The following is a 24,573-nucleotide window of genomic DNA, read 5'->3' on the forward strand; positions in this document are numbered from 1 at the left end:
CGCCAGCGCGGCCTCACGGCGAAGGCGGCCGAGGCGGAGGCGGCCGAGGCACCGGAGCCCGCGGTCGCGGCGAACGCCGAGGCGGGGTCGGCCAGCTCCCGCTGAACCACCATCCGCGCCTGCGATCTCCACTGGCGTGCCTGAGCTCGGGCGCGCTGGTGCGTCCGCAGGCCGAGGTCCACGAGGCCCGGGTCGTCAGCTCGGACGGCCCGGCCTCGGCGGCCGGCGCGCAGCTCGGCCTGCCGCGACGGCTGCCCGGCCACGTCTTCCGCGGGTGTTGTGCCGATCCGTTACCCATTAGGTTCGTCGTGATCGATGGTCATGGGGAGGCGCGGTGCGTGGCTGGCTGGCAGCGGTAGTGGCCGGGTGCATGTTGCTCGCCGGGGTGCCGGCCGCGGCACAACCCGTGGATGAGCTGCGGATTCGCCTGGAATCGGTGCCCGGCCTGACGGTGTTCGGCGAGCGGCCCACCGAGTCCGGCTTCCGCCTGCTGGATCTGGGTTTCGCGCAACCGGCCGATCACCACCATCCGGAACGAGGCGGTTTCGTCCAGCGCCTCACCCTGTTGCACCGCGGTTTCGACCGCCCCACGGTCGCCCACACCACCGGCTACGACCTGCCGGAGCAGCCGACGCGGGCCGAGCCGACACGGTTGGTGGACGGCAACCAGGTGTCCTTGGAACACCGCTTCTTCACCCCGTCCCGCCCGGAGCCCGCGGACTGGACCGATCTGGACATCTGGCAGTCGGCGACCGACGAGCACCGGGTGATCGAGGCGCTGCGTTCGGTCTACTCGGCCCACTGGCTGACCACGGGCGCGAGCAAGGGCGGGATGACCGCGGTCTACCACCGCCACTTCTACCCGCGTGACGTCGCCGCAACGATCGCTTATGTCGCGCCGAACGACGTGGACAATGACGACGACCGCTACGACGAGTTCCTCGCGAACGTCGGTTCCGATCCGGCGTGCCGCCGCGCGCTGACGACGGTGCAGCGGGAGGCGTTGCTGCGTCGCGACGAGATGCGCGCGAAGTACGCGGCCTACGCCGAGTCCCGTGGCATGACCTTCGATCGGATCGTCGGCGACGTGGACCGTGCGCTGGAGGCGGTGGTCGTGGATGCCCCGTTCGCGTTCTGGCAGTACCGCGGCCAGCAGGACTGCCCGAAGATTCCCGCGCCGTCGGCGAGCACGGACGCCCTGTACGCCTTCTTCGACGAGACGGTGCAGTTCGGCACCTACACCGATCAGGGCTTGGACTCCTACGTGCCGTACTACTACCAGGCGGGCACCCAGCTCGGCTGGCAGGACATCTCGCACGAGCCGCTGGCGGACCTGCTGCACGACCCGGAGATCGGCAGGCCGCGCGATTTCGTCCCGCGGGAGATCGAGATGCGTTTCCGCCCGGGCGCGATGGCGCGGGTGGACGCCTGGGTTCGCGGGCGCGGTTCGGAGTTGATGTTCGTCAACGGCGGCAACGACCCGTGGAGCGCGGAGCCGTTCCGTCTCGGTCCGGGAAGCCGGGATTCCTACCGCTACACCGTGCCCGGTGGCAACCACGGCTCGAAGATCGAGAACCTGCCGCCGCAGCAACGCGCCGAGGCCGAGGGGACGGTGCGTCGGTGGGCGGGTGTCGAGCGGCCACCTGCTCCGCTCCACACCGAACTGGACCGTCCGGTCGTGCCGCGGATGCCCCGCTAGTTCAAGCCTGAGCGGTCCGCCGGGCGGCCAGCCGGTCGAAGCCCTTCATCAGCCAGCGGTGCATCGGCCGTTCCACGACCTTGGTCAGCGCCCAGCCCAGCAACACACCGGTGACGAGGAACCCCGCGGTTTGCAGCGTCGGCCCGAAACCGAGGTCTTGGAGCTCGCGCGAGACCAGGTAGCCGACGCTCTGGTGAGTCAGGAATACGCCGTAGGAGATCCCGGCGAACCACTGCACGGCCCGCGCCGGCCGTCCCGAGACCACCTTGTTCCAGTCCGGCCCGCGTGCGGTCAACGCGATCACGACCATCCCGATGCACACCGCCACGGTCGAGCCCCAGTCGGCGACCAGCCCCTCCGGCGTTTCGGCGTAGTTGTGCAGCGCTTGTCCGATCATGCAGAAGCCGAGCAGCGCGGCGAAGTGCGGCCAGCTGATCCGCTTGGTCGACCACAGCCAGATCGCCACGCCCACCACGAACAGGTGCCAGCGGTGCACGCCGATCCCGTCGACGATCGTGCGGTACAGCTCCGGCGGTTGGGAGACCCGCAGCGGCCACTGCGCCATCGGCACCAGCACTGCCGCCCACAACACCACCAGGATCCGCCGCCCGTGCCCCCATCGGCTGCGGTACAGCACTGCGGCCGCGGTGAACCCCATGAGCTGCAGCGGAACAGTCCAGTGCGACCCGTCGATGAACGCGTAGTCCGCCGGTCGCCAGTTCCACAGCATGAGCAGGTTCCAGGTCAGGTCGTACCAGGTGGGCCAGAACCAGCCCTCGATCGCGGCGAGCCGGGTCAGCAGGAAGATGACCAGCACGGCGCCGATGAACGGCGGCAGCAGCCGCGCGATCCGCCCCCACCAGTAACGCAGCGTCGTACCGCGCCCGATCGTCACGCACGCGAAGTAGGCCGAGATCACCAGCAGCAGGCTCGCGCCCACCTGGTACGGGAACGCGATCTTGCGCGGGATCAGCTCGGGGTGCAGGTACACACCGAGGAAAGTCGCGTGGTAGAGCATCACCAGCAGCACGCAGCCGGCCCGCACGAGGTCCCAGCTGATCTTGCGGCGGCTCTTCGTGCCCGAGGCAGTGCGTGCTGGGGCGGTGGTTCCTTCAGGCACGCCGGTCACGGTACCAATCCGGTTGTGCCCGCTTTCGCTACCGACCCGCGGCTGCCCTGCGGTGCAGCTGGTGGCGATGGCACTCCGCTTAGCCCGGTGGGGTGAGCAGCGTTCGCCGCCTCGGCGCAGCGGCAGCAGACTCGGCGAGTGGTCGATCGGGTGCGCAGGCGGGTCCGGGTGGCGGGTGTCGTGCAGGGCGTCGGTTTCCGGCCGTTCACCCACGCGTTGGCTTCCCGCCTCGGTTTGGGCGGGCACGTCGGCAACGACGGCCACGGAGTGTTCATCGACGTGGAAGGTCCCGCCGCGAAGATCGAGGTGTTCCTCGGCGATCTGCGCGACCAGGCGCCGCCCATGGCGGTGGTGGACGGCATCGACGTCGTTGCGCTGCCCCCGCTCGGTGTGCGCGGGTTCCGGATCGTGCTGAGCCGCCGGGAGGATTCCCGCAGCACCTTCGTCCCGCCGGACAGCGCCACGTGCACGGAGTGCCTGCGCGAGCTGACCGACCGGGCGGATCGCCGCTTCGCCCACCCGTTCGCCAACTGCACGCATTGCGGCCCGCGCTTCACGATCGTCCGCGACATCCCGTATGACCGCCCTGCGACCACGATGTCCGATTTCGGGATGTGCCCGGCGTGCGCGGCCGAGTACGACGATCCGGCCGACCGCCGGTTCCACGCGCAGCCGGTGTGCTGCCCCGCTTGCGGTCCGGCTCTGAACCTGTCCGACGCCGCGGGAGCTGCCATCCCGGGCGACCCGATCGCAGCGGCCGCGCAAGCGTTGCGCCGCGGCGAGGTCCTGGCGGTGAAGGGCATCGGCGGCTTCCACTTGGCCGTCGATGCCCGAGCGGAGGCCGCGGTGGCGGAGCTGCGCGCCCGTAAGCACCGCTCGGAGAAGCCGTTCGCCGTCATGGTTCCGAGCGTGCGTGAAGCCAGGCGGCTGTGCGCGGTCGACGAGGCCGCGGAGCGCGTGTTGAGCTCGTGGCGAGCGCCGATCGTCCTGCTGGATCGCCTGGAGAGCACCGGCTTGGCCCCTTCGGTGGCGCCGGGCAATCGGCAGCTCGGCGTGCTCGTCGCCTACACCCCGATGCACCACTTGCTGCTCCGCGAGTTCGCCGGACCGATCGTCTTGACCAGCGGAAACGTGTCCGACGAGCCGATCTGCCACGAGGACGCCGAGGTGCTCGGCGCCCTCTCCGGCATCGCCGACGAGTTCCTCGGCCACGACCGCGAGATCCACATCCGCGCCGACGATTCCGTCGTGCGGATGTTCCGCGGCCGACCGATGCCGTTGCGCCGTTCCCGCGGCTACGTTCCGGAGCCGGTGCGGGTGCCGTGGGAGTTCCCGCATGCGGTGCTGGCCTGCGGTGCTGAGCTGAAGAGCACTTTCGCGCTCGCCCGCGGCAGGGAGGTGTTCGTCTCGCAGCACATCGGCGACTTGGAGAACTTCGAGACGTTGCGTTCCTTCCGGGCGGGCATCGAGCACTTCCGCAAGCTGTTCGGCATCGACCCGCAGGTGGTGGCGCACGACCTGCATCCCGAGTACCTCTCGACCAAGCACGCCCAGCACCTCCTGGAGACCGAGTTGGTCCCGGACATCGAGTTGATCGGGGTGCAACACCACCATGCGCACATCGCCGCGTGTCTCGCGGACAACGAGGAGGCGGGGCCGGTGCTCGGCGTGGCGTTCGACGGCTTGGGCTTCGGCACCGACGGGACGATGTGGGGCGGTGAGTTCCTGATCGCGGACTTGGCCGGTTTCCAGCGCGCCGCGCACCTGGAGCCGGTGGCGATGCCGGGTGGCCGGGCCGCGATCCTGCAACCATGGCGGATGGCCGCGGCGTTCTTGCGCGCTTGCCCGGACTTGGACGGTCCCGAGCCGGAACTGGCGCAGCGCAGGCAGAATTGGCGCGCGGTCACCGAACTCGCAGGCCACCCGGAGCTGTGTCCGCGAACCTCGAGCGCGGGAAGGTTGTTCGATGCCGTCGCGGCCCTGCTCGGGGTGCGCGATCAGGTCGGCTACGAAGGCCAAGCCGCGATCGAGCTCGAACAGCTCGCCGACCCTGGCGAAACCGGCGAACTCGGCGAACCCCCTGGGTCCGTTGTGGACGGTGGGAAGCTCGTGCTGCGCAGCACCGATCTGGTGCGTTCGGTGGTCACCGAACTGCGGGCGGGAATCCCTGCACCGTCCGTGGCGGCCCGCTTCCACAACTCGGTCGCCCGTCTGATCGCAGAAACCTGCTCGCTGCTGCGGGAATCCACCGGCTTGTCGTCGGTGGCGCTGTCCGGCGGGGTTTTCCAGAACGCTCTGCTTTTGAACCGTGCGGTCACCGAGTTGGAGCACAACGGGTTCCGAGTTCTGGCGCACTCACGGGTACCTGCCAATGACGGCGGCATCAGCCTGGGGCAGGCCGTCGTTGCCGGAGCCCGGATCAGCTGAGGGTGTTCGCGGCCAGTTCGTCCACCCGCTCGCTGAGCCAGTCGTACCAGGCACGCATCCCCTGACCGGTATCCGCTGAAACGCGCAGCACTCGCACGGCGGGGTTGGCCAGCTGCGCATTGCGCACGAACCTGTCCACATCGAACCGCAGGTGCGGCAACAGGTCGATCTTGTTGAGCAGCACCATGTTCGCCGCGCGGAACATGTGCGGGTATTTCAGCGGCTTGTCCTCGCCTTCGGTGGTCGAGGCCACCACGATCCGGTGCTGCTCGCCGAGCTCGAACAACGCCGGGCACACCAGATTCCCGACGTTCTCCACGAAAATCACCGACCGCGGTTCGGGACGCAGGGTGCGGATGCCATCGGCGACCATCTCGGCGTCCAGGTGGCATCCCGCACCGGTGTTGATCTGCACGACGTCGCGGCCGGTGGCGCGCAGTCGGTCGGCGTCGAAGTCGGATTCCTGGTCTCCCTCCACCACCGAGACTGCGATTTTCGGTCCGAGTTCCGTGAGAGTGCGCGCGAGCAGTGTCGTCTTCCCGGAACCGGGCGAACTCATCACGTTGAGCACCAGAAGACCCGCGTCGTCGAACCACGCCGAGTTGCGGCGCGCGAGGCCGTCGTTCTTGGCCAGCACCCGCTGCTCCAGCAGCAAGGCCGATGAGTCCGATGTGGACTGCCCGTGCCCGTGGCCATGGTCGTGGTCTACGCCGTTCTCATGCTCGATTTCGAGGCCTTGCCGGTGTTCCGGGACGATCCCATCAGCGGCACCGACTGCCCGGCCGTCCACCCGCGCCGACCCGTCCGAGCACCCGCATGTCGCGCACATTCACGCCACCTCGACTTCCTTGATCCGAAGTTCCTGTCCGGCGATCAGCGCGACGTTCGCACTGCCGCAGGAACACAGCGCGAGCACCGAGTCCACTTCGAACTCGCGCCCGCACGCCCGGCATTCCGCCCGCCCGCCCGGTTCCGTGATCTCCAACCGCGCCCCGGCCAGCGAAGTGCCCTCCGCGGCCAGCTCGAAGCAGAACCGCACCGAGTCCGTCACCACCCCGGACAACCGGCCGATCTCCAACCGCAGGCGGATGATCCGGGCATCACCGGCCGCATCGAGCACGGCTTCGACGACACCGCGGGTGATGCCGAGTTCGTGCACAGCGCCTCCGATCGCAGTGCCAGCTCAGCAGATCCGCGGCAGCGGATCGCCGACGAGCAGGTCCACCACCCGCGTACCGCCGAACGCCGTGTTGGCCAGCACCATCCCCGGCGGGTCGGCACCGATCCGGCCGATCACCGCCGATTCCGCCCCCAGCGGGTGTTTCCGCATCGACGCCAGTGCCGCTTCGGATTCCGAGCCGTCGACGACGACAACGGCGCGCCCTTCGCAGGCGACGTAGAGCGGATCGATGCCGAGCAGTTCCGCGGCTCCGCGTACCTGCCCGCCGACCGGGACCGAACCTTCGTCGAGGACGACGGCCACTTCCGAGGCTCGCGCGATCTCGTTGAGCACGGTGGCGACTCCACCGCGGGTGGCGTCCCGCAGCGCGCGCACCCCGGGGACGTCGTCCAACAGGCTCGCGACGAGCCCGTGCAGCGCGGCGGTGTCCGAAACGATGTCGGTTTCGATGTCGAGTTCTCCCCGGGCGAGCATGATCGTCGCTCCGTGCGCGCCGATCGGCCCGGTCACCAGCACTGCATCGCCCGGCTGTGCCTGCGAAATCCCGAGCCTGTGGGAACCGGACAGGACCCCGACCCCGGTCGTGTTGATGTAGCAGCCGTCCGCTTTGCCCTTGTCCACGACCTTCGTGTCCCCGGTGACGATGCGGACCCCGGCGGCGGTCGCGGCTGCGGACATCGCGCGCACCACGCGCTTCAGGTCGGCCACCGGAAATCCTTCCTCGAGCACGAAGCCGGCCGACAGGTAGAGCGGATCCGCGCCGGAGACGGCGAGGTCGTTGACCGTTCCGTTGACCGCGAGATCACCGATGTTCCCACCGGGGAAGAACAGCGGGGACACCACGAACGAATCCGTGGTGAGCGCGATCCTGTTGTGCGGCAACGAGATTTCGGCACCGTCCCCGAGCGGTTCGAGCAACTCGTTGCGGAACTCGGCCAGGAACAGCGCCTCGACCAAGGTCTGGGTGGCTTTGCCGCCCGCGCCGTGCGCGAGGGTGATCCGCTCTTCCTTGATCCGTGGCCGGGCTCCGCGGGCGCGCTCGATCCGGTGCAGCACGAGTGCTTCCGCATCGCGGGTCGGGTTCTCGGTCATGCTTTGCTCGCTTCCCGGACGCGTTCCCGGCTGAACCGGCCGAAGTTGTAGTAGGCCGCGCAAGCGCCCTCGGGGGAGACCATGCAGGTCCCGATCGGTGTCTCCGGCGTGCAGGCGGTGCCGAACACCTTGCACTCCCACGGTTTCAGCACTCCCTTGAGGACTTCACCGCATTGGCAGGACTTCGGGTCCGCCACCCGCACTGCGGGCAGCTCGAATCGCTCTTCCGCGTCGAACCGCGAGTACTCCTCGCGCAGCCGCAGCGCGGAGTGCGAGATGAAGCCGAGACCGCGCCACTCGAAGTACGGCCGCAGCCGCATCGTGCGGGAAATGGCTTCCAGCGCGGTCCGGTTTCCCTGCCACGGCACGACCCTGCGGTACTGGTTCTCGACCTCGCTGCGGCCCTCGGCGAGTTGCACCAGCAGCAGGTGGATCGACTGCAGCACGTCGAGCGGCTCGAAGCCGGCCACCACCAGTGGTTTCCCGTACTCCTCGGCGATGAACCGGTACGGTGCGCAACCGATCACGGTGGACACGTGACCGGGCCCGAGGAATCCGTCCAGCCGCAGGTCCGGTGAGTCCAGGATCGCCTTGATCGCCGGGATGATCGTCACGTGGTTGCAGAAGACCGAGAAGTTCTTCAGCCCTTCTTGCTGCGCGCGCAGCAGCGTCATCGCGGTCGACGGGGCGGTGGTCTCGAACCCGATCGCCATGAACACGACGTGCTGGCCGGGGTTGCGCCGCGCGGCCTTCAGCGCGTCGAGCGGGGAGTACACCATGCGGATGTTGGTGCCTTCCGCGTTGGAATCGAAGAAGTTCCCGTCGCCACCGGGAACGCGCATCATGTCCCCGAACGAGGTCATCAAGACCTCGGGCTGCCGCGCGATGTGGATCGCGTCGTCGACACGTCCCATCGGGATCACGCACACCGGGCATCCCGGCCCGTGCACGAGCGTGATGTTCTCCGGCAGGTAGTCCTCGATGCCGTGCTTGTAGATCGCGTGCGTGTGCCCGCCGCAGACTTCCATGAACCGGTACTCCCGCGCCGGGTCCGCGAGCTTGGCGATCTCGGCAGCCAGTGCACGAGCTTTCGCGGCGTCCCGGTATTCGTCGACGAAACGCATCGACCCTCCTCTACTCGACGTCCGTGCCGCTCAGCGCGTCGAGCTCGTCGGCGTACGCCTGACCGACCGATTCGAGCAGTTCCAGCACGGCTTTCGCTTCTTGCTCGTCGATGGCCGACAGGGCGAATCCGACGTGGATCAGCACCCAGTCGCCGGGTCCGGGCGGCTGTTCGCTCAGCAGCCCGATGTTGATGACGCGACGTACACCGCCGACGTCCACTGTGGCCAGATCGGAGCCGTCGCCGCGTACCTCGACGATCTCACCGGGAATCGCCAGGCACATCAGCTTCTCCCCGCTAGCGTTCCGGGCTCGCCGAGCGCGAGCAGGGTCAGTTCCCACAGGGCGTGGTACAGCGTGGTCTGCGCCTCCTGGATGCGGTGCACCGAGGTGGACGGGATCACGAAGAGGTGCTCGATGCTCGCGGATTCCGCCATTCGTCCGCCGTGGTCTCCGGCGATCCCCACGGTCAACATCCCCATCCGGGCAGCTGCCTCGAAAGCGTCGAGCAAGTTCGCGGAATTCCCGCTGGTGGACAATCCGATGGCGATGTCGCCCGCGCGCCCGAACGCTCCGATTTGGCGCGCGAACACCACGTCGAAGCCGACGTCGTTGGACAGCGCGGTCACCACGGCGATGTCGCTGGTGAGTCCGAACGCGGGAAGCGAGCGCCGGTCCGGGTCGGAGTGCAGGAACAGGCTCGCGAGGTCTTGCGCGTCGGTGGAGCTGCCGCCGTTGCCGAACGCCAGCAACCGGCCGCCACCGGCGAACCGCTCGGCCATCGCTTCGGCGCAGGCGAGGATGCGAGCCCCGTCGCGGCGCAGGAATTCCGCCCGCAGCTCGGTGATCTCGCGTGCTTTCGACCTGGTCGATTCACGCACTTCCACCAGCAGTGCGTCGATGTCCGCGATGGTCGGCGACAGGAACGGATACAGCATTTCCGCCCCGGCGGGTGCGGATTGTTCCACAGTGGTCACTACTCCTTCAGGACTGCGATGGCCTCGCCGGCGTGCGCGAGCACCGTGTCGCCCTCGCGGGCGTTCACCAGGCCGACGCTGATCTCTTCGCGGCCGTTCGTGGTCGACACGATGGCCAACCCGGAACCGAGCAGCCGCTCCACGCGCACTGCAACGGCTTGGTCCGAACAAGTGACGCAGGACTCGGCGGACTCGCAGGAGTTGCCGAGATCGGCGCTCATGCGGCTTCCCAGACGCCGGGCTGCTCGAGGAAGACGTGCACGAGCTCCCACAGCACGTGGTAGATCGTCACGTGCACTTCCTTTACGACACGGGGATCGTCGGAGTGCGCGACCAGCACGTGATCCAGTCCGGTGGCCGCCATCGCGCCGCCTTCGCCACCCGCTAGCCCGATGCTCAGCAGTCCGCGCCGGCCGGCCTCGACGAGCCCGCGCAGCACGTTCTCGCAGTCGCCGTCGGCCGAGATCCCGAGGGCGATGTCATCGGGTTCGCCCAGGCACCGGACCTGATGCGCGAACACCTCGTCGATCCCGGCGCCGCGGGCGATCCCGGTGACGGTGGCGACGTCCGAAGTCAGCGACAACGCGGGCAGCGCGCGCTTGCCGACGATCACCGGGTGCACGAATTCCACGGCGACGTGCTGCGCGTCCGTGCTCGGTCCCCCGTTTCCGAACACGATGAGCTTGCCACCCGCATGAAATCGCCGTGCCATGTCGTGGCAGGCCCGCGCCACCGCTTCGGCGTCCCCGAGCAGGCGTTCGACCGGCTCGACGCGGCGGTCGAACAGGTCTTGCAGCGCCTGCCCGGCGCTGTCGGTGGATGGCCAGGACATTCGTGCGCCACCTCGAGTCCTGGGGGAGTCGCGCGGAAACGACCTTCAGCGTCGACCGCGGGTGCGCCGCGCACAATCCGAGTCCGATCGGGACGCCTGAAAGAAGGACCGGATCACATTCGTTCGATCCTGATGTAGCGCAGGATCTCGGGCAGCTGCATGGCGATGCCCGCGATGGCCACGATGGTCAGCGCGCCTGCGATCAGCAGCAGGTTCGGGTGCTTGATCTTTGTCCTGGTGTGCAACGGGATTCACCTCTCGCTTGGCGTGGCCGATTCGGCGAGTTCGGCGGTGAGTTCTCCGATGAGCCGCACCGCCTCGCCGATGGCGGTTTCGGGGACCGCGCCGGCGCCAGGTTCGTACGCGACGACGTGGTGCACGTGCGGGAGTTCCTCGCAGTCGACCAGCCGCACCGTCGCGGGCTGGTGCCCGAGTCGCCGGGTACACGCTACGAGCGCCGCGTCGTATCCGCGTGCCGCGTGCACGAGGTCGCCGGTGCGGATGCCGAAGTCGTCGACGTCGACGCGCCCGGGGAGCTCGGCGGTGCGCAGCCGCTGTACCACTGTGGACCCGAATACGTCGGCCGGATTGAATCCGTCACCCAGCCCTGCGATGAGTGTTCGTGGGCCGGTGTCGCCGGGCTCGTCGAGCCGCTCGAGTTCTTCCGGTGTGAAGAAGAAGCGGTGTCCGATCTGGCTCATCGGCCCGAGGACGCGGGCGGGGTCGTCATCGAGTACGACCACGACGTGGATCCGTCCGTCGTTGCCGACCTCAATGCGATCCACCAGCGCGGTCCGGCCCGTCAGCGCCAGGTCGACGATGTCGGCCCGCTGGGATGGGCGCAGCCGAACGCGGGTTCCGGCGCGCCAAGCTCGATCGCGGTTCATGTGGCGGTTCCGTTCTCTTCGCCGGCGGTGAGCGCATCCACCACCGCATCCCAATCCGTCAAACCGCGTCGCGAGCGGTAGGCGCACAGCGCGTCGAACCGGTCTCCGGACAGCCGGAGCCATCGGTGACCGTGCGGGCCGGAGACGGCGTCGTGCCACACTTCCGCCGGGAGGGCGAAAGGCGCCTCGCTCGACCAGGAAATGCGCCGGGTGCGAAGTGATCCTTGCCGGTCGGTGTGGAATATGGTGCCGCTGAACAAGAATTGCAGCGGTACCTCGTCTGCGCGTACGGCGTGGAAGTACTTCGCGACCGCGAGCTCGTTGTCGTGCCCGCATTCCACCGGCAGATCAGCGACGATCTCACCGGTGAACGCGGGCACCACAGTGGTCACACGTGCCCAGGTGAGCGGACGCATCGTGTCGACCCACCGCGACGGTGCGCCGAAGAGGTCGGCCAACAGCGCGGCTTGCCGCTTGCTGTAGCGCCGCTTCGCCGGCGCGATGCGGATGGCGGTGCTCAGCGTGATCGATTGGATCGGCACGCCCGTCGTGTCCGAAACCCGGACCGCAAAGCGCAATGTGGGAACCGCTGCGAGTTCCGCTGCGCGCGCCTCGGTAACGGCGAATGCCAGTTCCGCGTCCGCGTTCGGCGCGTTCACGACGGTGACAGGTTCGGCATCGAAGGCAGGATCGGATCCCGGTCCTTGGCGCGGACACCGGTGGAGCGGCGCGCGGTGGCGTGCCCGTCCGGCAGGTGCCCGGGTTGCTTCTCGTAGTTGCCGGTCTCATTGCCTTCCGCGATGCCGTCGATGTGCGACGGAGTGTCCGGGTGGATCCCGGACCTGCCTACTTCGATCTTGCTCATGTTCCGCTCCTCCTTGCCCGGATCAGCGCAGCCGCGCGAAGAACCGGTCGATGTGCTCCCACACCTCGGCGCCTCCGCCGAAACCGCGCCAGTGCGTCCGCAGCACGGCGGTGAGGCGGTGGCATTCGTCCAGCGGCAGCAGCCAGTACTCCGCTGGTTGGCGCAAGCGGTCGATCAGCAGCGCCTCCACGTCGTCGTCCATATCGGACAGCGGCGGGTTCGATGCGGTGACGGTCTTCCAGCACTCCGGGTCGACGTCGGTTCGCATGGTCCCGATCGGATTGGGGTAGAAGGCGGTGACCGCACCGGACGCACCGTCTCGGACGAAGAACGCCAAGCCGACGGGTACGCCGAGGGCGATCCAAGCCAGGTCGTCGAGCACGAAATCGCCCAGCCGGCGAGGTCGTGACCGAATGAGCCTGCGCTGCCCGCCACCGTTGCCGTGGTCGAACAGCACTCCGCAGGAAGGGCACGCGCAGGAGACCGCGCCGCTGCCGGTGTCGAGCAGGTGCCGGTGCCGTTCGTCCAAAGCGTCCGCGCAAAGTTCGCATCGCGGCGCGGAATCGTCGCGAACCGCGGGACGTGAGTTCGCCTGCTGTGCGATGCGGCGCAGCACCGAGCCGGGCATCCGGCTCACCCCGCTTCCGGTACGCGGCCACCGGTGAACAGCGCATCGACCGGTATCACGGTCGGTGAACCGTTCTCGCCCGCGTCGTCGATCTCGATGTGCTCGATCTCGGGGGCGAGGCGCCCGAGCGGTTCCTCGATGGCGGAGCGCAGGTTCTGCAACGTCGATCGGCATCCCGCTGTTTCGCAGCGGATTCGCGCGGTGTTCCCGGAAAGGCCGGTGAGCTCGGCGCCGACGCCTCGTTCCCGAACCTGCTGCAACGCCATCTCCACCCGGGTCGCGCAATCCAGCGGATGCTGGTCGTGCACCAGGAGAAGATGCGACACCAACTCGTCGCCGACGAACGCATCAACGACCTCAGTGGACTCGAGCGCGTGATCGACCATGCGGGTCAGTGCTTCTCCGTACAGCGCCACGATCTGCGCGATGGCTTCCATCGCCTGCGCTGCGGGAACGAGACCGGTCTCCGCGCCGAGAGCGGACAGTTCCGCCTCGGTCCGTGCGACCCGGTCGCGGGCTTCCTCGTCGTCCCAAGGCATCGCGAACCTCGTCAGGATCCGTTGCCGAACATCGGTGAGTGCGATTTCCGCAGCACGCGACCGTTGCCCAGGGACATGTGCACACCGCACGGCAGGCACGGGTCGAAGCTGCGCACCGTGCGCATGATGTCGATCCCCTTGAAGTCGTCCTGCCCGTTCTCCTCGAAGATCGGCTGGCTCTGCACCGCGTCCTCGTACGGTCCGGGCGTGCCGTAGGTGTCGCGCGGGCTGGCGTTCCACGGAGTCGGCGGGTACGGGTGGTAGTTGGCGATCTTGCCGTCTTTGATCACCATGTGGTGCGAGAGCACACCCCGCACGGCCTCGTGGAATCCGACGCCGATGGCCTCGTCGGGCACCGTGAAGTCCTCGAAGACCTTGGTGTTCCCGGAACGGACTTCGGCCAGCGCGCGGTCCAGGAAGTACTGCGCCATTCCGGCCGCGTAGGCGACGAAGTACATCCGCGCGCGGTTGCGTTCGAGGGTGTTCGGGAACTTCGGCGGTGTCCACTCCAGACTCATGCCGGGCAGCCCCTGCCCGCGGGGCAGGTCGATCTGCACGCTGTGGCCGGTGGAACGGACGTAGGGCGTGTTGACCTTGCCGGCCAGCGAGGTGGCCCACAGCCGGGCCAGCGGTCCGCCGCCGGTGTCCAGCGCCAAGTGGTCGTCGGTGCGCTTGTCGTACCAGCGCGGACTCATGACCCAGCTGTAATTGCCGCCGTCGAGGTCGCGTTTCTGCGGCGCGGGCAACGTGGTCTGGTTCCACGGGTGGCGCTGGTCGACCGGGTTCCCCAGTGGATCGCGGTCGACGAAGGTGTGCTCGGCCGTCCAGTCCTCGTAGTACGAACTGCCCAGCAGGATCCGCATCCCGAGGTTGATGTCCACCAGGTCGGTGGTGATCAGCTGATTGTCCACCACGATTCCCGGCGTCACGAACATCGCGTTTCCCGCGGCGTTGAGATTCCGGTACGAGTAGTCGACGACGCCGGGATCTTGGAAGCAGCCCCAGCAGCCGAGCAGGGTGCGACGCCTGCCGACTTCTTCGTAGCCGGGCAGCGCTTCGTAGAAGAAGTCGAACACGTCGTCGTTCATCGCCACCGCGCGTTTGATGAAGTCCAGCACCCGCACCAGGCGGACCTGGTAGTCGGTGAATACCTGCGGTGTGGCGACGGTTCCCACGCCACCCGGGTAGAGCGTCGACGGGTGAACGTGCCTGCCCTCCATGAGGCAGCACATCTCCCGCGTGATGCGCGACATTTCCAGCGCCGCCTTGTACATCTCGCCTTCGAACGGGTTGAAGGCGCGCATGATCTCGGCGATGGTGCGGTAGCCGTGCACGTCCCCGCGAGGTGCGTCCTTGCGTTCCGCGCGGGGCAGCAGCGACGGGTTCGTCTCGGCGACCATCTTCTCGCAGAAGTCGATGAAGACCATGTTGTCCTGGAAGATGGTGTGGTCGAACATGAACTCGGCGGCCTCGCCGAGGTTCATGATCCACTCACCGAGCGGCGGAGTCTTCACGCCGTAGGCCATGTTCTGCGCGTAGATCGAGCAAACCGCGTGGTTGTCGCCGCAGATCCCGCAGATCCGGCTGGTGATGAAGTGCGCGTCGCGCGGGTCCTTGCCCTTCATGAACACGCTGTAGCCGCGGAACAGCGACGAGGTGCTCTTGCACTCGGCGACTTCTCCGTTGGCGAAGTCGACTTTGGTGTAGATCCCGAGATTGCCGATGATCCGGGTGATCGGATCGAATTCGACGTCGACCAGGGTGCGCCGCTCGGTGTCCGTGGTGGGGTGGGTGGTCATCCGGGAGGGCTCCTTAGCTCTGTGCCCGGCCGTTCGGCCAGCGTGGCTCGTAGCCACTGGTGAGCGCCGGTTCCTTGCGGCGCCACTTGGGTTCCTTGTTCGCGGTGTGGTTGGTGATTCCGCGCATCGTGCGGATGAACGGGCCGTAGGCGCGCAGCAGTGTGGACGACAACGTGGCGCCGGGAGGCTCGTCCATGAACGGCATGAACTTGTCGGGGAAGCCGGGCATGGTGCAGCCGATGCAGATCCCGCCCACGTTGGGGCAGCCACCGATGCCGTCCATCCAGCCCCGCTTGGTGACGTTGCAGTTGACCACCGGACCCCAGCAGCCGATTTTCACCTGGCACTTGGGGGAGTTGTAGTCGGCGGCGAAGTCGGCTTGTTCGTAGTAGGCGGCTCGGTCGCAGCCCTCGTGCACGGTCTTGCCGAACAGCCAGGTGGGCCGCAGCTGGTCGTCCAGCGGGATCGTCGGGGCGAGCCCTGCGGCTTGGTGCAGCACCCACAGCAGGGTTTCCATGAAGTTGTCCGGCTGCACCGGGCATCCGGGCACGTTGACGATCGGAAGTCCGCCCGCGGAGCGGAAATCCCAGCCGAGGTAGTCGGCAAGCCCCATCGAGCCGGTCGGGTTTCCCGCCATGGCGTGGATTCCGCCGTAGGTGGCGCAGGTGCCGATCGCCACCACGGCCCACGCTTTGGGCGCTAGGCGGTCGATCCATTCGTTGACCGTGATGGGTTCGCCGGTTTCCGGGTCGTTGCCCATTGCGGTCCAGTAGCCGTCGCCGTTGATCCGTTCGTTCGGAATGGAGCCTTCCACGACGAACACGAACGGCCCGAGTTCGTCCCGCTCGGCCTTGCGGAACGCCGTCATGAAGTCCTCGCCGGTTTCGTAGGCGAGGACCTTGTTGTGCAAGTGGACCTTCGGCAGACCCGGCACGGTGCCGAGCACGACGTCCTCCAGGCTCGGCAGCTTCGCGTTGGTCACCGAGACCGTGTCGCCGTCGCAGCTCATTCCCTCGGAGGTCCAGAGGATGTGCAGTTCGTCGATGGCCCGCGGCGGCGAGTCCTGCTCGGCCGATGTCGCGCTCATGGCACACCTCGTGTGGTCGGATGGCCGCGTGCGTATCCGGTGCCCCACGACCGCGGCGTGTTCCGACGGTAGGCGGGGTTTCGTTGCGGTGCAGGGGGATCTAGCTGCGCACCGGCACCGTGGTCCGAAGGTGTCAGGATGCCGCTGGGCAGTCGATGATCTCGTCGAGGAGGCCGCGGGTGAGGTCGACGGCTTGGTCCACTGAGGCGTTTACCGCAGTGGAAAGACCGATCCTTTCGGAACAATCCACCGGCTCGCATCCGACGACGAACGTTTTGCCGATCGTGCCACCGAGTTTGCGCAGCAGGCCGAGCACGACGTCGGGGGTCATGCCGTGCGCGTCCAGCACATCCGGTGCGGTGGTGGGCATTTCCGCCTCGATCACGGATACCGCGCCGGGCGTGCCACGTCCTGCGATGGCGTCGACGAGTACCAGCACGTCGTAACCGTCGAGGAGCTCGTAGGCCAGGTGCAGTCCTCGGATTCCGAAGTCCGCGAAGCGAACCCCGTCCGGTGGCGTGCTTTCGGCGAGGCGTTCGACGACGTGGACGCCGAAGCCGTCGTCGCCGAGGAAGATGTTCCCGATCCCGGCGACCAGGACGCGCATCAGTGCTCGTTCCGCGGGAAGCGCAGCGTCCCGTGCAGTCGTTCGAGGGCTTCAGCGGGCAGCTGCTCGACGCGGTCCAGCAGTTCCGCGGCGCGCGGATCGGTCTCGCGGACCTCGCGCTTCTCCTCGTCGGTCAAGGTCATCGTGCGCAGGGTGAGGATTTCGTCGATCTCGGTGGCGTCGAACAGGTCGCCGGGGCTCTGCGGGGCGATGGCGGGGTGGTCGTAGAGGATGATGGGCGAGGACAGCACGACGTCCCGGTCTTGCGGGTCGCCGACCAGCACCGGCCAGGTGTTGGTGTTGCGGCAGGCGGCCGCGATGTCCTGCGCCCACTTCGGAGGGTCCAGCAGCGAGAGGAAGCTCCCGTCGCGCACGGCGAGCATGGTGTGCACCGAAGCCAGCGAGCGGCGCAGCACGTCCTCGCGCACGTCGGCCGCGCTCGGTGTCCACTCGGATCGGTTCTCCACCCGGACTTGGATGGTGCGCACGTCGCGGGAGTGCTCCACGCGCCGGCTCTCGATGTGGATCAGGCCGGGAACGCGGTAGCGGTGCCAGTTCGCACCGTCCCGGCGGTCGGTTCCGGCGGGCAGCTCGAACATGACGGTTCGCGGTTGCTCCAGCGTGGCCAACGGCACCGGCACGGCGAACTCGCGCACGATTCCTTCGTCCCAAGGTTTTTCTCCGCCGCGGTGGCGCAGTTGCAGGCAGCGGACTCGAATGTCCACTGTGGTCGAAGGGGTGGCCTCGAGCGCGCATTCGGTTCGTGCGAACCAGTTCTCCGCCGCACCGGCCCCGCGGGGCGCGAGCACGCCGAACTGCCAGCGCATCCGGTTCTTCAACGCCGAGGCGCGGTAGGGGTAGAGCAGGTAACCCTCGAACAGCACGGCGTCCGCCACCGCGCGGGCCTTGCTGAGCGTCATGCGGCCACCTCCCCGAGGTGTGCGAGCTCGCGCACGGCCGGCCCGCGGGCGAGCGAAAGGTGCTGGACGAGCGGCAGTGTCAGCCGCCGGACCGGTGGTCGCAACGGCGACGCACGCGACCGGGGGAGACGGTTCAGCGGCTCCACCGGTAGCGGCGTTCCGGCCGTCCCGCACCGCCGTGGCGCAACCGCACCTCGGCGCGGCCGGTGGCGACGAAGTGCTCCAGGTACTTGCGCGCCGATACGCGGGAGAGTTCGGCGGCCTGCGCGCACTCGCTGGCCGACAGGTCGCCCTCGGTTCCCTGCAGCACCCGCTGCACGACCGCCGCGGTTTCGCTGGCGAGCCCTTTCGGCGTGCTCGCCCCGCGTTGCGGCGTGCCGAACAGCCGGTCCACGTCCTGCTGCGCCGCAGGTGCGTCGCCGGGCAACTCGCTCAACCGCTCGTGCAGTTCCCGGAAGCGCTCCAGCTGCTCGCGCAACGCGTCGAAGCTGAACGGCATGATCAGGTAGTGCAGCGCTCCGCCGCGGACCGCCCCGCGCACGGTGTCCAGGTCCTGCGCCGCGCTGATCACCAGCACGTCCGGTTCGGCCGCCGGCTGGTCGTCGGTGCGCAGCGCGCGTAGCACGCTGAGCCCGTCCATGTCCGGCAGGTAGATGTCCAGCAGCACCAGATCGGGCCGCAGGTCGGCGACCGAGCGCAGTGCTTCCGCGCCGGAATGCGCCACGGCGACCACCTCGAAGCCGGCGACCCGCTGCACGTAGCCGCTGTGGATCTTGGCGACCATGAAGTCGTCGTCCACCACCAGCACTTTGATCACGCGCGCACCTCCGAGGTCAGCCGGGCGGTGAACACTGCGCCGCGTTCGTTGCGCACGTCCACCCCGCCGCCGCGGCGGCGGCAGATCTGCCTGGTCAGCGCGAGCCCGAGGCCGCGTTGCTCGTCGCGGGCGGCTTTGGTGGTGAAACCGTGCCGGAACACCTCCTCGACGATCTCCGGGGCCACCCCCGGCCCGGAGTCGCGGACCCCGACCGTGATCGCGCCGTCGCGCTGGCGCAGGTCGGCTTCGATCCGGCCGTCCGGGCCTTCGGCCGCGTCCAGCGCGTTGTCCACGAGGTTGCCCAGCACGGTGGTCAGGTCCGCGGACAGCTGCTCATCGAGCTCGCCGAGTTCGCTGTCCTCGCTGAGCCGCAGCTGCACGCCCCGTTCGGCGGCGAGGCTGAACTTGGCCACCAGCAACGCTGCGGTGGCCGGGTCGGCGATGCGCCTGCCGACCTCCGCGCGCCACTGTTCGTGGGTGTGGCTGACCCGGTCGACGAACCGGGCCAGTTCGTCGTACTCGCCGAGTTCGATCAGCCCGGAGATGGTGTGCAGCCGGTTGGTGAACTCGTGCGCCTGCGCCCGCAGCGTGTCCGAGGTCGTGCGGTGCGCCGCCAGCTCCCGTTGCAGGTCGACCAACTCGGTGCGGTCCCGCATGGTGACCACCGCGCCGACCGCGGGCAGCGGCATCCGGTTGAGCACCACGACGCGCCCGTGCCGCAGCACGATCTGGTCGACTCCGCCGGTGCGGCCGGTGAGCACGTCGCGTGCGCGGTCGCCCAATCCCAGCGAGTCGATGTGCCTGCCCACGCAGTCGGCGGGCAGCGCGAGCAGCTCGCGCGCCTGGTCGTTGACCACGGTGATCCGGTTCTGCTGGTCGGCGCCGAGCACTCCTTCGCGGATGCCGTGCAGCATCGCCTCCCGGTGCTCGACCAGGCGGGTGATCTCCTGCGGCTCCAGCCCGAGCGTCTGCCGCTTCACCCGGCGCGCCAGCAGGATCGATCCGGCGATGCCGAGGAACCCGGCGAAGGCCAGCAGTCCCAGCGGTTCGCCCGGCGCTCGCTTGACGCCCGCGAAGAAGTCCGGGGTTTCCCGGCCCGCCGCGACCACGCCGACCACCCGCGCGCCCGGGCCGATCACCGGCACGTGCGCGACCAGCGAATCCACTCCGCCTGCGCGGACTTCGCCGACCCATGCGTGCCCGGACAGCACGGTGCTCGCGCCCAGCGGCAGCGGTTGGCCGCGCTGATCCGGATCGGGCGAGGTGAGCACGGTTCCCCGCGGATCCGCGATGATCACGTGGTCGGCACCGGAGAGGCTCCGCGCGCTCTCGGCGAACGCGGGCAGCGCGTCCTGCCGGAACGGGTCGAGCAGGCTCATCCGCACGCCCTCGGTGGCGGCGAGGTCCTCGGCCACCGACAGCATCCGGCGGCCCTCGGTGGCCCGGAACGACGAGCCCGACTGCGACACCGAGAACACCGCGATCGAGGTCAGCAGCAGGAAGATGATCACGAGCTGCCAGCCGAGGAACTGGCGCGACAGCGGTCCCCGCACCGGCCCACCTCCTCGTTGACCATGCTGACGGTAACCCGCTGACCTGCTGTGATCGCGCCCGGCCTCAGTGACACAACGACCAAAACCACCGTTACGTCCGCAACGCAGACAATCGGACCGCCGCTGTGCAGCATGTCCCGCGTCACTTGCGTCCCACCACGATGGAGAGGCGGGATCCCCGTGCGGCTGCGCACTGCGCTTTCCGTGGTCTTCTCGGTGCTGCTCGTGCTGCTGGTGCCACCGCTGATGAGCACCGGCTCCGACGAGGGCACCGACCAGATCCGCGGCTTGCGGATGCTGGTGCCGAACTCGCCAGGCGGCGGCTACGACGTCACCGCCCGCACCGCGGTCAAGGCGATGGAGGACACCAAGCTCAACAGCAACGTCGAAGTGTTCAACCTGCCCGGGGCGGGCGGCACCGTCGGGCTCGGCCGGGTGGTCAACGAGCGCGGCAACGGCAAGCTCGCGATGTCGATGGGCCTGGGCGTGGTCGGCAGCGTCTACACCAACCACTCGCCGGTTTCGCTGGAAGACACCACGCCGGTCGCCAAGCTCGTCGAGGAACCGAACGTGGTGGTGGTCGCCAAGGACTCGCCGTACCACTCGCTGGACCAGCTGATCGCCGACTGGCGCCGTGATCCCGGGCAGACCCCGGTCGGCGGCGGATCCTCGCCGGGCGGGCCGGACCACTTGGCCCCGATGCTGATGGCCAAGGCGATCGGGCTGAGCCCGAAGCAGGTCAACTACGTGCCCTTCGACGGCGGCGGGGAGCTGCTGGCCTCCGTGCTCGGCGGCAAGGTCGACTTCGGCGTGTCCGGCATGGGCGAGTACCGGGACCAGATCGAAGCCGGCGAGCTGCGCGTGCTCGGCGTCACCGGAGCGCAGCGGATCCCCGGCGTGGACGCGCCCACGCTCCAGGAGGCCGGCGTGGACGTCACGTTCACCAACTGGCGCGGCATCGTCGCCCCGCCCGGGCTTTCCGAGGCCGACCGCAACAAGCTGATCGACCTGTTCACCAGGCTCAGCGCCACACCCGAGTGGAAAGAGGCGTTGCGGCGCAACAACTGGACCGACGCGTTCCAGCCGGGCCCGCAGTTCGGCGAGTTCCTGCGGCAGGAGAACGACCGGGTCGTCTCGGTGCTCAAGGAGTTGGGACTGGCATGAACACCACCACCGGAACCTCGTGGCGGGATTGGCTGCGGGAGCGCTCCGAACTCGGCATCTGCGCGCTGCTGGCCGCGCTCGGTGTGCTCGTGCTGCTCGACGCCGCCACCATCGCCTCCGACTTCACCCAGCGCGGGCCGCTCGGCCCGAAGACGGTGCCGATCGTCGTGGGCGTGCTGCTGCTGGTCGTGTCCGCCCTGCTGGCACGGGATGTGCTGCGCGGCGGGCGCGGCGAGTCCGAAGCGGGTGAGGACATCGACCTCACCGCGCCGAGCGACTGGCGCACGGTGCTGCTGCTGGCCGCGGCGTTCCTCGCGAACGCCGCGCTGATCAACGTGGTCGGCTTCCCGCTGTCCGGAATGATCTTGTTCTGGGGTTCGGCCTACGCCCTCGGCAGCCGCAACACCGCGCGGGACCCGCTGATCGCGGCGGTGCTCTCGGTCGTGACCTACGTGCTGTTCAACCAGCTGCTCGGGGTTCCGCTGCCGGGCGGTCCGCTGATGGGGGTGTTGTGACGTGGACTCGTTGCACTTGCTGATGCAGGGGTTCGCCACCGCGCTGACCCCGATGAACCTGGTCTGGGCCGCGCTCGGAGTGCTGCTGGGCACCGCGATCGGCGTGCTGCCCGGCATCGGACCGGCGATGGCCGTGGCGCTGCTGCTGCCGGTGACCTACGCGCTGGAACCGACCGGGGCGTTCATCATGTTCGCCGGGATCTACTTCGGCGGCATGTTCGGCGGATCCACCACCTCGATCCTGCTGAACACGCCGGGGGAGAGCGCGGCGGTGGTGGCTGCGATGGAAGGCAACCCGATGGCGCGCCAGGGCCGCGGCGCGCAAGCGCTGGCTGCGGCCGCGATCGGGCACTTCGTCGGCGCCATCGTCGGCATCTCGCTGTTGACGCTGCTGGCACCGACCGTTGCTTCGGTGGCGGTGAACATCGGCGCACCGGACTACCTGGCGGTCATGGTGCTGGCATTCATCGCGGTGACCTCGGTGCTTGGCAAGTCCCGCATCCGCGGGTTCGCCTCGCTGCTGATCGGGCTGACGATCGGGCTGATCGGGCTGGACGAGATGACCGGCCAGCAGCGGCTCACCTTCGGCATCCTGCACCTGGCCGACGGGGTGGACGTGGTCATCGTCGCGGTCGGGTTGTTCGCCATCGGCGAATCGCTGTGGGTGGCCGCGCACCTGCGGCAGACCTCCGGGAACGCGATCCCGGTCGGGCGGCCGTGGCTGGGTTCCGACGACCTGCGGCGGGCTTGGAAGCCGTGGCTGCGCGGGCCGGTGATCGGCTTCCCGTTCGGTGCGATCCCGGCCGGTGGCGCGGAGATCCCGACGTTCCTGTCCTACGTGGTGGAGAAGCGGCTGTCCAAGCGCCGCGATGAGTTCGGCAAGGGCGCCATCGAAGGTGTCGCCGGGCCGGAAGCCACCGCCAGCGCCTCGGCCGCGGGAACGATGGTGTCGATGCTGACCCTCGGGCTGCCGACCACCGCGGTCGCGGCGGTGATGCTCGCGGCGTTCCAGCAGTACGGCATCCAGCCCGGCCCGCTGCTGTTCCAACGGGAATCGGAGCTGGTGTGGGCACTGATCGCGAGCATGTTCATCGGCTCGGTGCTGCTGCTGGTGCTGAACCTGCCGCTGGCCCCGCTGTGGGCGAAGCTGCTGCGGATCCCGCGGCCGTACCTGTACGCGGGGATCCTGTTCTTCGCCGCGATCGGGGCGTACGCGGTCGGTGGCTCGCCGCTGGACCTGGTGGTGCTGTTCATCATCGGGCTCATCGGGTTCGCGATGCGCCGCTACGGGCTTCCGGTGCTGCCCGCGATCATCGCGGTGATCCTCGGCCCCACCGCGGAACAGCAGATGCGGCGTGCGTTGCAGATCAGTGACGGCGAAGTCACCGGTTTGGTGAACACGCCGTTCGCGATCACGGTCTACGTCATCGTGCTGCTGATCCTGCTGTGGCCGCTGCTGGCCCGGTTGCTGCCGCGTCGGCCGGGTGCGCAGGACGAACAGCACGAGTCCGACCGGGTGGAGGTCTGAGCCCCACCCTGCGCGGAGGCGGTGGCCCGTTCCGGAACCCCCGGCGGAACGGGCCACCGCCACCGGTCCCGCGTGATCAACGGAGCAACTAGAATCCTGCGGGTGTCCGAATACCGGATCGACGACTTGGCTCGCGCTGCGGGAACGACGGTGCGCAACGTGCGGGTCTACCAGGACCGGGACCTGCTGCCGCCGCCGCGCAGGCAGGGCAGGCGGGCCATCTACTCGGATGCGCACCTAGTCCGGCTGCGCCTGATCATGAACATGCTGGAGCGCGGCTACGCCTTCGCCCAGATCCACGAGATGGTCTCGGCCTGGGAGTCCGGGCGCAGCCTCGCCGACGTGCTCGGCGTGGAAGAGGTGATGGGGCGTTCCTGGGCGGAGCAGGCGCCGAAAGTGGTGTCGTTGCCGCAGCTGCGGGAGATGTTCGGCGGCGAGCTGACCCAGCGCAACATCCGTCGCGCCCTGGACCAGAAGCTGCTGGAGCGCTGGGGCGCGCGGTTCGTGGCCCCTTCGCCGCAGCTGCTGGAAGCCGGTCGTGAGCTGGTGCAGCTCGGCGTTCCGCTGGCGCGAGTGCTCGACCTGGCCGAGCAGTTGCAGCAGGACGTCGACCGCGTCTCGGCCCTGCTGGTGTCGCTGGTGCGCGAACACGTGCTGCGGGTCGGTGCCGGGGCGGCGCTCAACGACGAAGAGGTCGCCCGGTTCTCCGACGTGGTCGCGCGGCTGCGGCCGCTGGCGATGTCGGCGCTGAACGCGGCGGCGGCGCGTTCGGCGGAACGGATCATCCCCGAAGTGCTCGGTGACCGGCTCGCGGAGCTGCTCGAACCCGGGACGACTCCCGATGGGGCGCACTGACCTGCAAAGACGGTAGACGTAGCGGTGGCGAGTGCGCCGGGCGACGGGCGTCAGCACGAGCGCGGTGCCGCTGGTCAGCGCCCTGCTGCCGGCGAGATCGACTTCGCGGTGTGGATGATCTGCGAAGCGCTACACGGCTACTCGGGCATGCAGAACTAGAGGCGTGGCGGCATTGGCGGAGCGTCCGAGGTGGCCCCTCGGGGCGCCGCGTCGGCCGGATCCGCTGCACCTGCTCGGCCGAACCCGCCGCCGACCCTGTGCGGCGGGGGAGCCGGGTCGCGCAGCCGTCGCGACCCGGCACCGCTCAGCACGCCCGCGCGCTCACTTGCCCGAGCCCTCGAATCCGGCACG

At 68.8% G+C, this 24,573-nt stretch carries 27 protein-coding genes; 6 read left to right on the forward strand and 21 right to left on the reverse strand.

Annotation, left to right across the window (positions count from 1 at the left end; all coding sequences use genetic code 11):
* The first annotated feature begins 334 nt into the window (after positions 1-334).
* Entirely contained in the window at positions 335-1,699 is a 1,365-nt protein-coding gene (locus IJH84_RS22165; RefSeq protein ID WP_295148522.1) for a S28 family serine protease, read from the forward strand.
* Between the two features lies 1 nt (position 1,700).
* Here IJH84_RS22165 and IJH84_RS22170 read toward each other — a convergent pair whose 3' ends face one another.
* Positions 1,701-2,819, reverse strand: a complete 1,119-nt coding sequence (locus IJH84_RS22170) for an acyltransferase (RefSeq protein WP_295148524.1) — start codon at positions 2,817-2,819, stop codon at positions 1,701-1,703.
* Between the two features lie 147 nt (positions 2,820-2,966).
* On the opposite strand from IJH84_RS22170, the gene hypF reads away from it, so the two are divergent.
* A complete protein-coding gene (gene hypF / locus IJH84_RS22175) occupies positions 2,967-5,255 on the forward strand; it encodes a carbamoyltransferase HypF (protein WP_295148527.1) in 2,289 nt (762 codons plus the stop codon).
* Here the strand turns inward: hypF and hypB are convergent.
* The 20 genes from hypB to IJH84_RS22275 form a co-directional block, all read right to left on the reverse strand.
* The gene (gene hypB / locus IJH84_RS22180; protein WP_295148530.1) at positions 5,248-6,084 is read right to left on the reverse strand and encodes a hydrogenase nickel incorporation protein HypB; all 837 of its coding nucleotides are present in this window, start codon (positions 6,082-6,084) and stop codon (positions 5,248-5,250) included. The genes hypF and hypB overlap by 8 nt on opposite strands.
* Positions 6,085-6,414 (reverse strand): hydrogenase maturation nickel metallochaperone HypA, encoded by a 330-nt coding sequence (locus IJH84_RS22185; protein ID WP_200072056.1) that lies wholly within the window; start codon positions 6,412-6,414, stop codon positions 6,085-6,087.
* Positions 6,415-6,438: 24 nt separating this feature from the next.
* On the reverse strand, positions 6,439-7,527 hold the full coding sequence (hypE, locus tag IJH84_RS22190; RefSeq protein ID WP_295148534.1) for a hydrogenase expression/formation protein HypE: 1,089 nt from the start codon (positions 7,525-7,527) through the stop codon (positions 6,439-6,441).
* Positions 7,524-8,651 carry a hydrogenase formation protein HypD gene (gene hypD, locus IJH84_RS22195; RefSeq protein WP_295148536.1) on the reverse strand — a complete coding sequence of 376 codons (1,128 nt, stop codon included), beginning with the start codon at positions 8,649-8,651 and terminating at the stop codon, positions 7,524-7,526. The genes hypE and hypD overlap by 4 nt, the downstream gene beginning before the upstream one ends.
* 10 nt (positions 8,652-8,661) lie before the next feature.
* On the reverse strand, positions 8,662-8,934 hold the full coding sequence (locus IJH84_RS22200; RefSeq protein ID WP_200072059.1) for a HypC/HybG/HupF family hydrogenase formation chaperone: 273 nt from the start codon (positions 8,932-8,934) through the stop codon (positions 8,662-8,664).
* Positions 8,934-9,587: an SIS domain-containing protein gene (locus tag IJH84_RS22205; protein WP_295148582.1), complete on the reverse strand. Its 654-nt coding sequence runs from the start codon at positions 9,585-9,587 to the stop codon at positions 8,934-8,936. Before IJH84_RS22205 ends, IJH84_RS22200 begins: the two co-directional genes overlap by 1 nt.
* A gap of 38 nt (positions 9,588-9,625) precedes the next feature.
* Entirely contained in the window at positions 9,626-9,847 is a 222-nt protein-coding gene (locus IJH84_RS22210) for a HypC/HybG/HupF family hydrogenase formation chaperone (protein WP_200072060.1), read from the reverse strand.
* Positions 9,844-10,458, reverse strand: coding sequence for an SIS domain-containing protein (locus tag IJH84_RS22215; protein ID WP_295148539.1), 615 nt, complete (start codon positions 10,456-10,458; stop codon positions 9,844-9,846). The genes IJH84_RS22210 and IJH84_RS22215 overlap by 4 nt, the downstream gene beginning before the upstream one ends.
* Positions 10,459-10,571: 113 nt before the next feature.
* Positions 10,572-10,703, reverse strand: coding sequence for a hypothetical protein (locus tag IJH84_RS22220; protein WP_295148542.1), 132 nt, complete (start codon positions 10,701-10,703; stop codon positions 10,572-10,574).
* Positions 10,704-10,709: 6 nt separating this feature from the next.
* Positions 10,710-11,345: a hypothetical protein gene (locus IJH84_RS22225; RefSeq protein ID WP_295148545.1), complete on the reverse strand. Its 636-nt coding sequence runs from the start codon at positions 11,343-11,345 to the stop codon at positions 10,710-10,712.
* A complete protein-coding gene (locus IJH84_RS22230) occupies positions 11,342-12,004 on the reverse strand; it encodes a DUF6084 family protein (protein WP_295148548.1) in 663 nt (220 codons plus the stop codon). Before IJH84_RS22230 ends, IJH84_RS22225 begins: the two co-directional genes overlap by 4 nt.
* Positions 12,001-12,210, reverse strand: a complete 210-nt coding sequence (locus IJH84_RS22235) for a hypothetical protein (protein ID WP_233627977.1) — start codon at positions 12,208-12,210, stop codon at positions 12,001-12,003. Before IJH84_RS22235 ends, IJH84_RS22230 begins: the two co-directional genes overlap by 4 nt.
* Positions 12,211-12,232: 22 nt before the next feature.
* Entirely contained in the window at positions 12,233-12,838 is a 606-nt protein-coding gene (locus IJH84_RS22240) for a DUF5947 family protein (RefSeq protein ID WP_295148586.1), read from the reverse strand.
* A gap of 5 nt (positions 12,839-12,843) precedes the next feature.
* Positions 12,844-13,377, reverse strand: coding sequence for a nitrogen fixation protein NifU (locus IJH84_RS22245; protein ID WP_295148551.1), 534 nt, complete (start codon positions 13,375-13,377; stop codon positions 12,844-12,846).
* A gap of 11 nt (positions 13,378-13,388) precedes the next feature.
* Complete coding sequence (locus IJH84_RS22250) at positions 13,389-15,176, reverse strand: nickel-dependent hydrogenase large subunit (protein WP_295148554.1); 1,788 nt, start codon at positions 15,174-15,176, stop codon at positions 13,389-13,391.
* A 13-nt stretch (positions 15,177-15,189) separates the two neighbouring features.
* The gene (locus tag IJH84_RS22255; RefSeq protein WP_295148558.1) at positions 15,190-16,263 is read right to left on the reverse strand and encodes a hydrogenase expression protein HypE; all 1,074 of its coding nucleotides are present in this window, start codon (positions 16,261-16,263) and stop codon (positions 15,190-15,192) included.
* A 133-nt stretch (positions 16,264-16,396) separates the two neighbouring features.
* Positions 16,397-16,870, reverse strand: coding sequence for a hydrogenase maturation protease (locus IJH84_RS22260; RefSeq protein WP_295148562.1), 474 nt, complete (start codon positions 16,868-16,870; stop codon positions 16,397-16,399).
* Positions 16,870-17,790 (reverse strand): hypothetical protein, encoded by a 921-nt coding sequence (locus IJH84_RS22265; RefSeq protein ID WP_295148564.1) that lies wholly within the window; start codon positions 17,788-17,790, stop codon positions 16,870-16,872. The genes IJH84_RS22260 and IJH84_RS22265 overlap by 1 nt, the downstream gene beginning before the upstream one ends.
* Before the next feature lie 133 nt (positions 17,791-17,923).
* Positions 17,924-18,607, reverse strand: a complete 684-nt coding sequence (locus tag IJH84_RS22270) for a response regulator (protein ID WP_295148567.1) — start codon at positions 18,605-18,607, stop codon at positions 17,924-17,926.
* Positions 18,604-20,160 carry a sensor histidine kinase gene (locus IJH84_RS22275; protein WP_295148570.1) on the reverse strand — a complete coding sequence of 519 codons (1,557 nt, stop codon included), beginning with the start codon at positions 20,158-20,160 and terminating at the stop codon, positions 18,604-18,606. Before IJH84_RS22275 ends, IJH84_RS22270 begins: the two co-directional genes overlap by 4 nt.
* 180 nt (positions 20,161-20,340) lie before the next feature.
* Here IJH84_RS22275 and IJH84_RS22280 point away from each other — a divergent pair, with 180 nt between their 5' ends.
* The 4 genes from IJH84_RS22280 to IJH84_RS22295 all read left to right on the forward strand — a co-directional run bounded on the left by IJH84_RS22280 (position 20,341) and on the right by IJH84_RS22295 (position 24,222).
* A complete protein-coding gene (locus IJH84_RS22280) occupies positions 20,341-21,324 on the forward strand; it encodes a tripartite tricarboxylate transporter substrate binding protein (RefSeq protein ID WP_295148573.1) in 984 nt (327 codons plus the stop codon).
* Positions 21,321-21,839 (forward strand): tripartite tricarboxylate transporter TctB family protein, encoded by a 519-nt coding sequence (locus tag IJH84_RS22285; RefSeq protein ID WP_295148578.1) that lies wholly within the window; start codon positions 21,321-21,323, stop codon positions 21,837-21,839. Before IJH84_RS22280 ends, IJH84_RS22285 begins: the two co-directional genes overlap by 4 nt.
* Positions 21,840-21,861: 22 nt before the next feature.
* On the forward strand, positions 21,862-23,367 hold the full coding sequence (locus tag IJH84_RS22290; RefSeq protein ID WP_200072149.1) for a tripartite tricarboxylate transporter permease: 1,506 nt from the start codon (positions 21,862-21,864) through the stop codon (positions 23,365-23,367).
* Between the two features lie 102 nt (positions 23,368-23,469).
* Positions 23,470-24,222 (forward strand): MerR family transcriptional regulator, encoded by a 753-nt coding sequence (locus IJH84_RS22295; RefSeq protein ID WP_200072073.1) that lies wholly within the window; start codon positions 23,470-23,472, stop codon positions 24,220-24,222.
* The last annotated feature ends 351 nt before the right edge of the window (positions 24,223-24,573 follow it).

The organism is Saccharopolyspora sp. (assembly GCF_017434145.1).
GTDB classification, from domain to species: domain Bacteria; phylum Actinomycetota; class Actinomycetes; order Mycobacteriales; family Pseudonocardiaceae; genus Saccharopolyspora_C; species Saccharopolyspora_C galaxeae.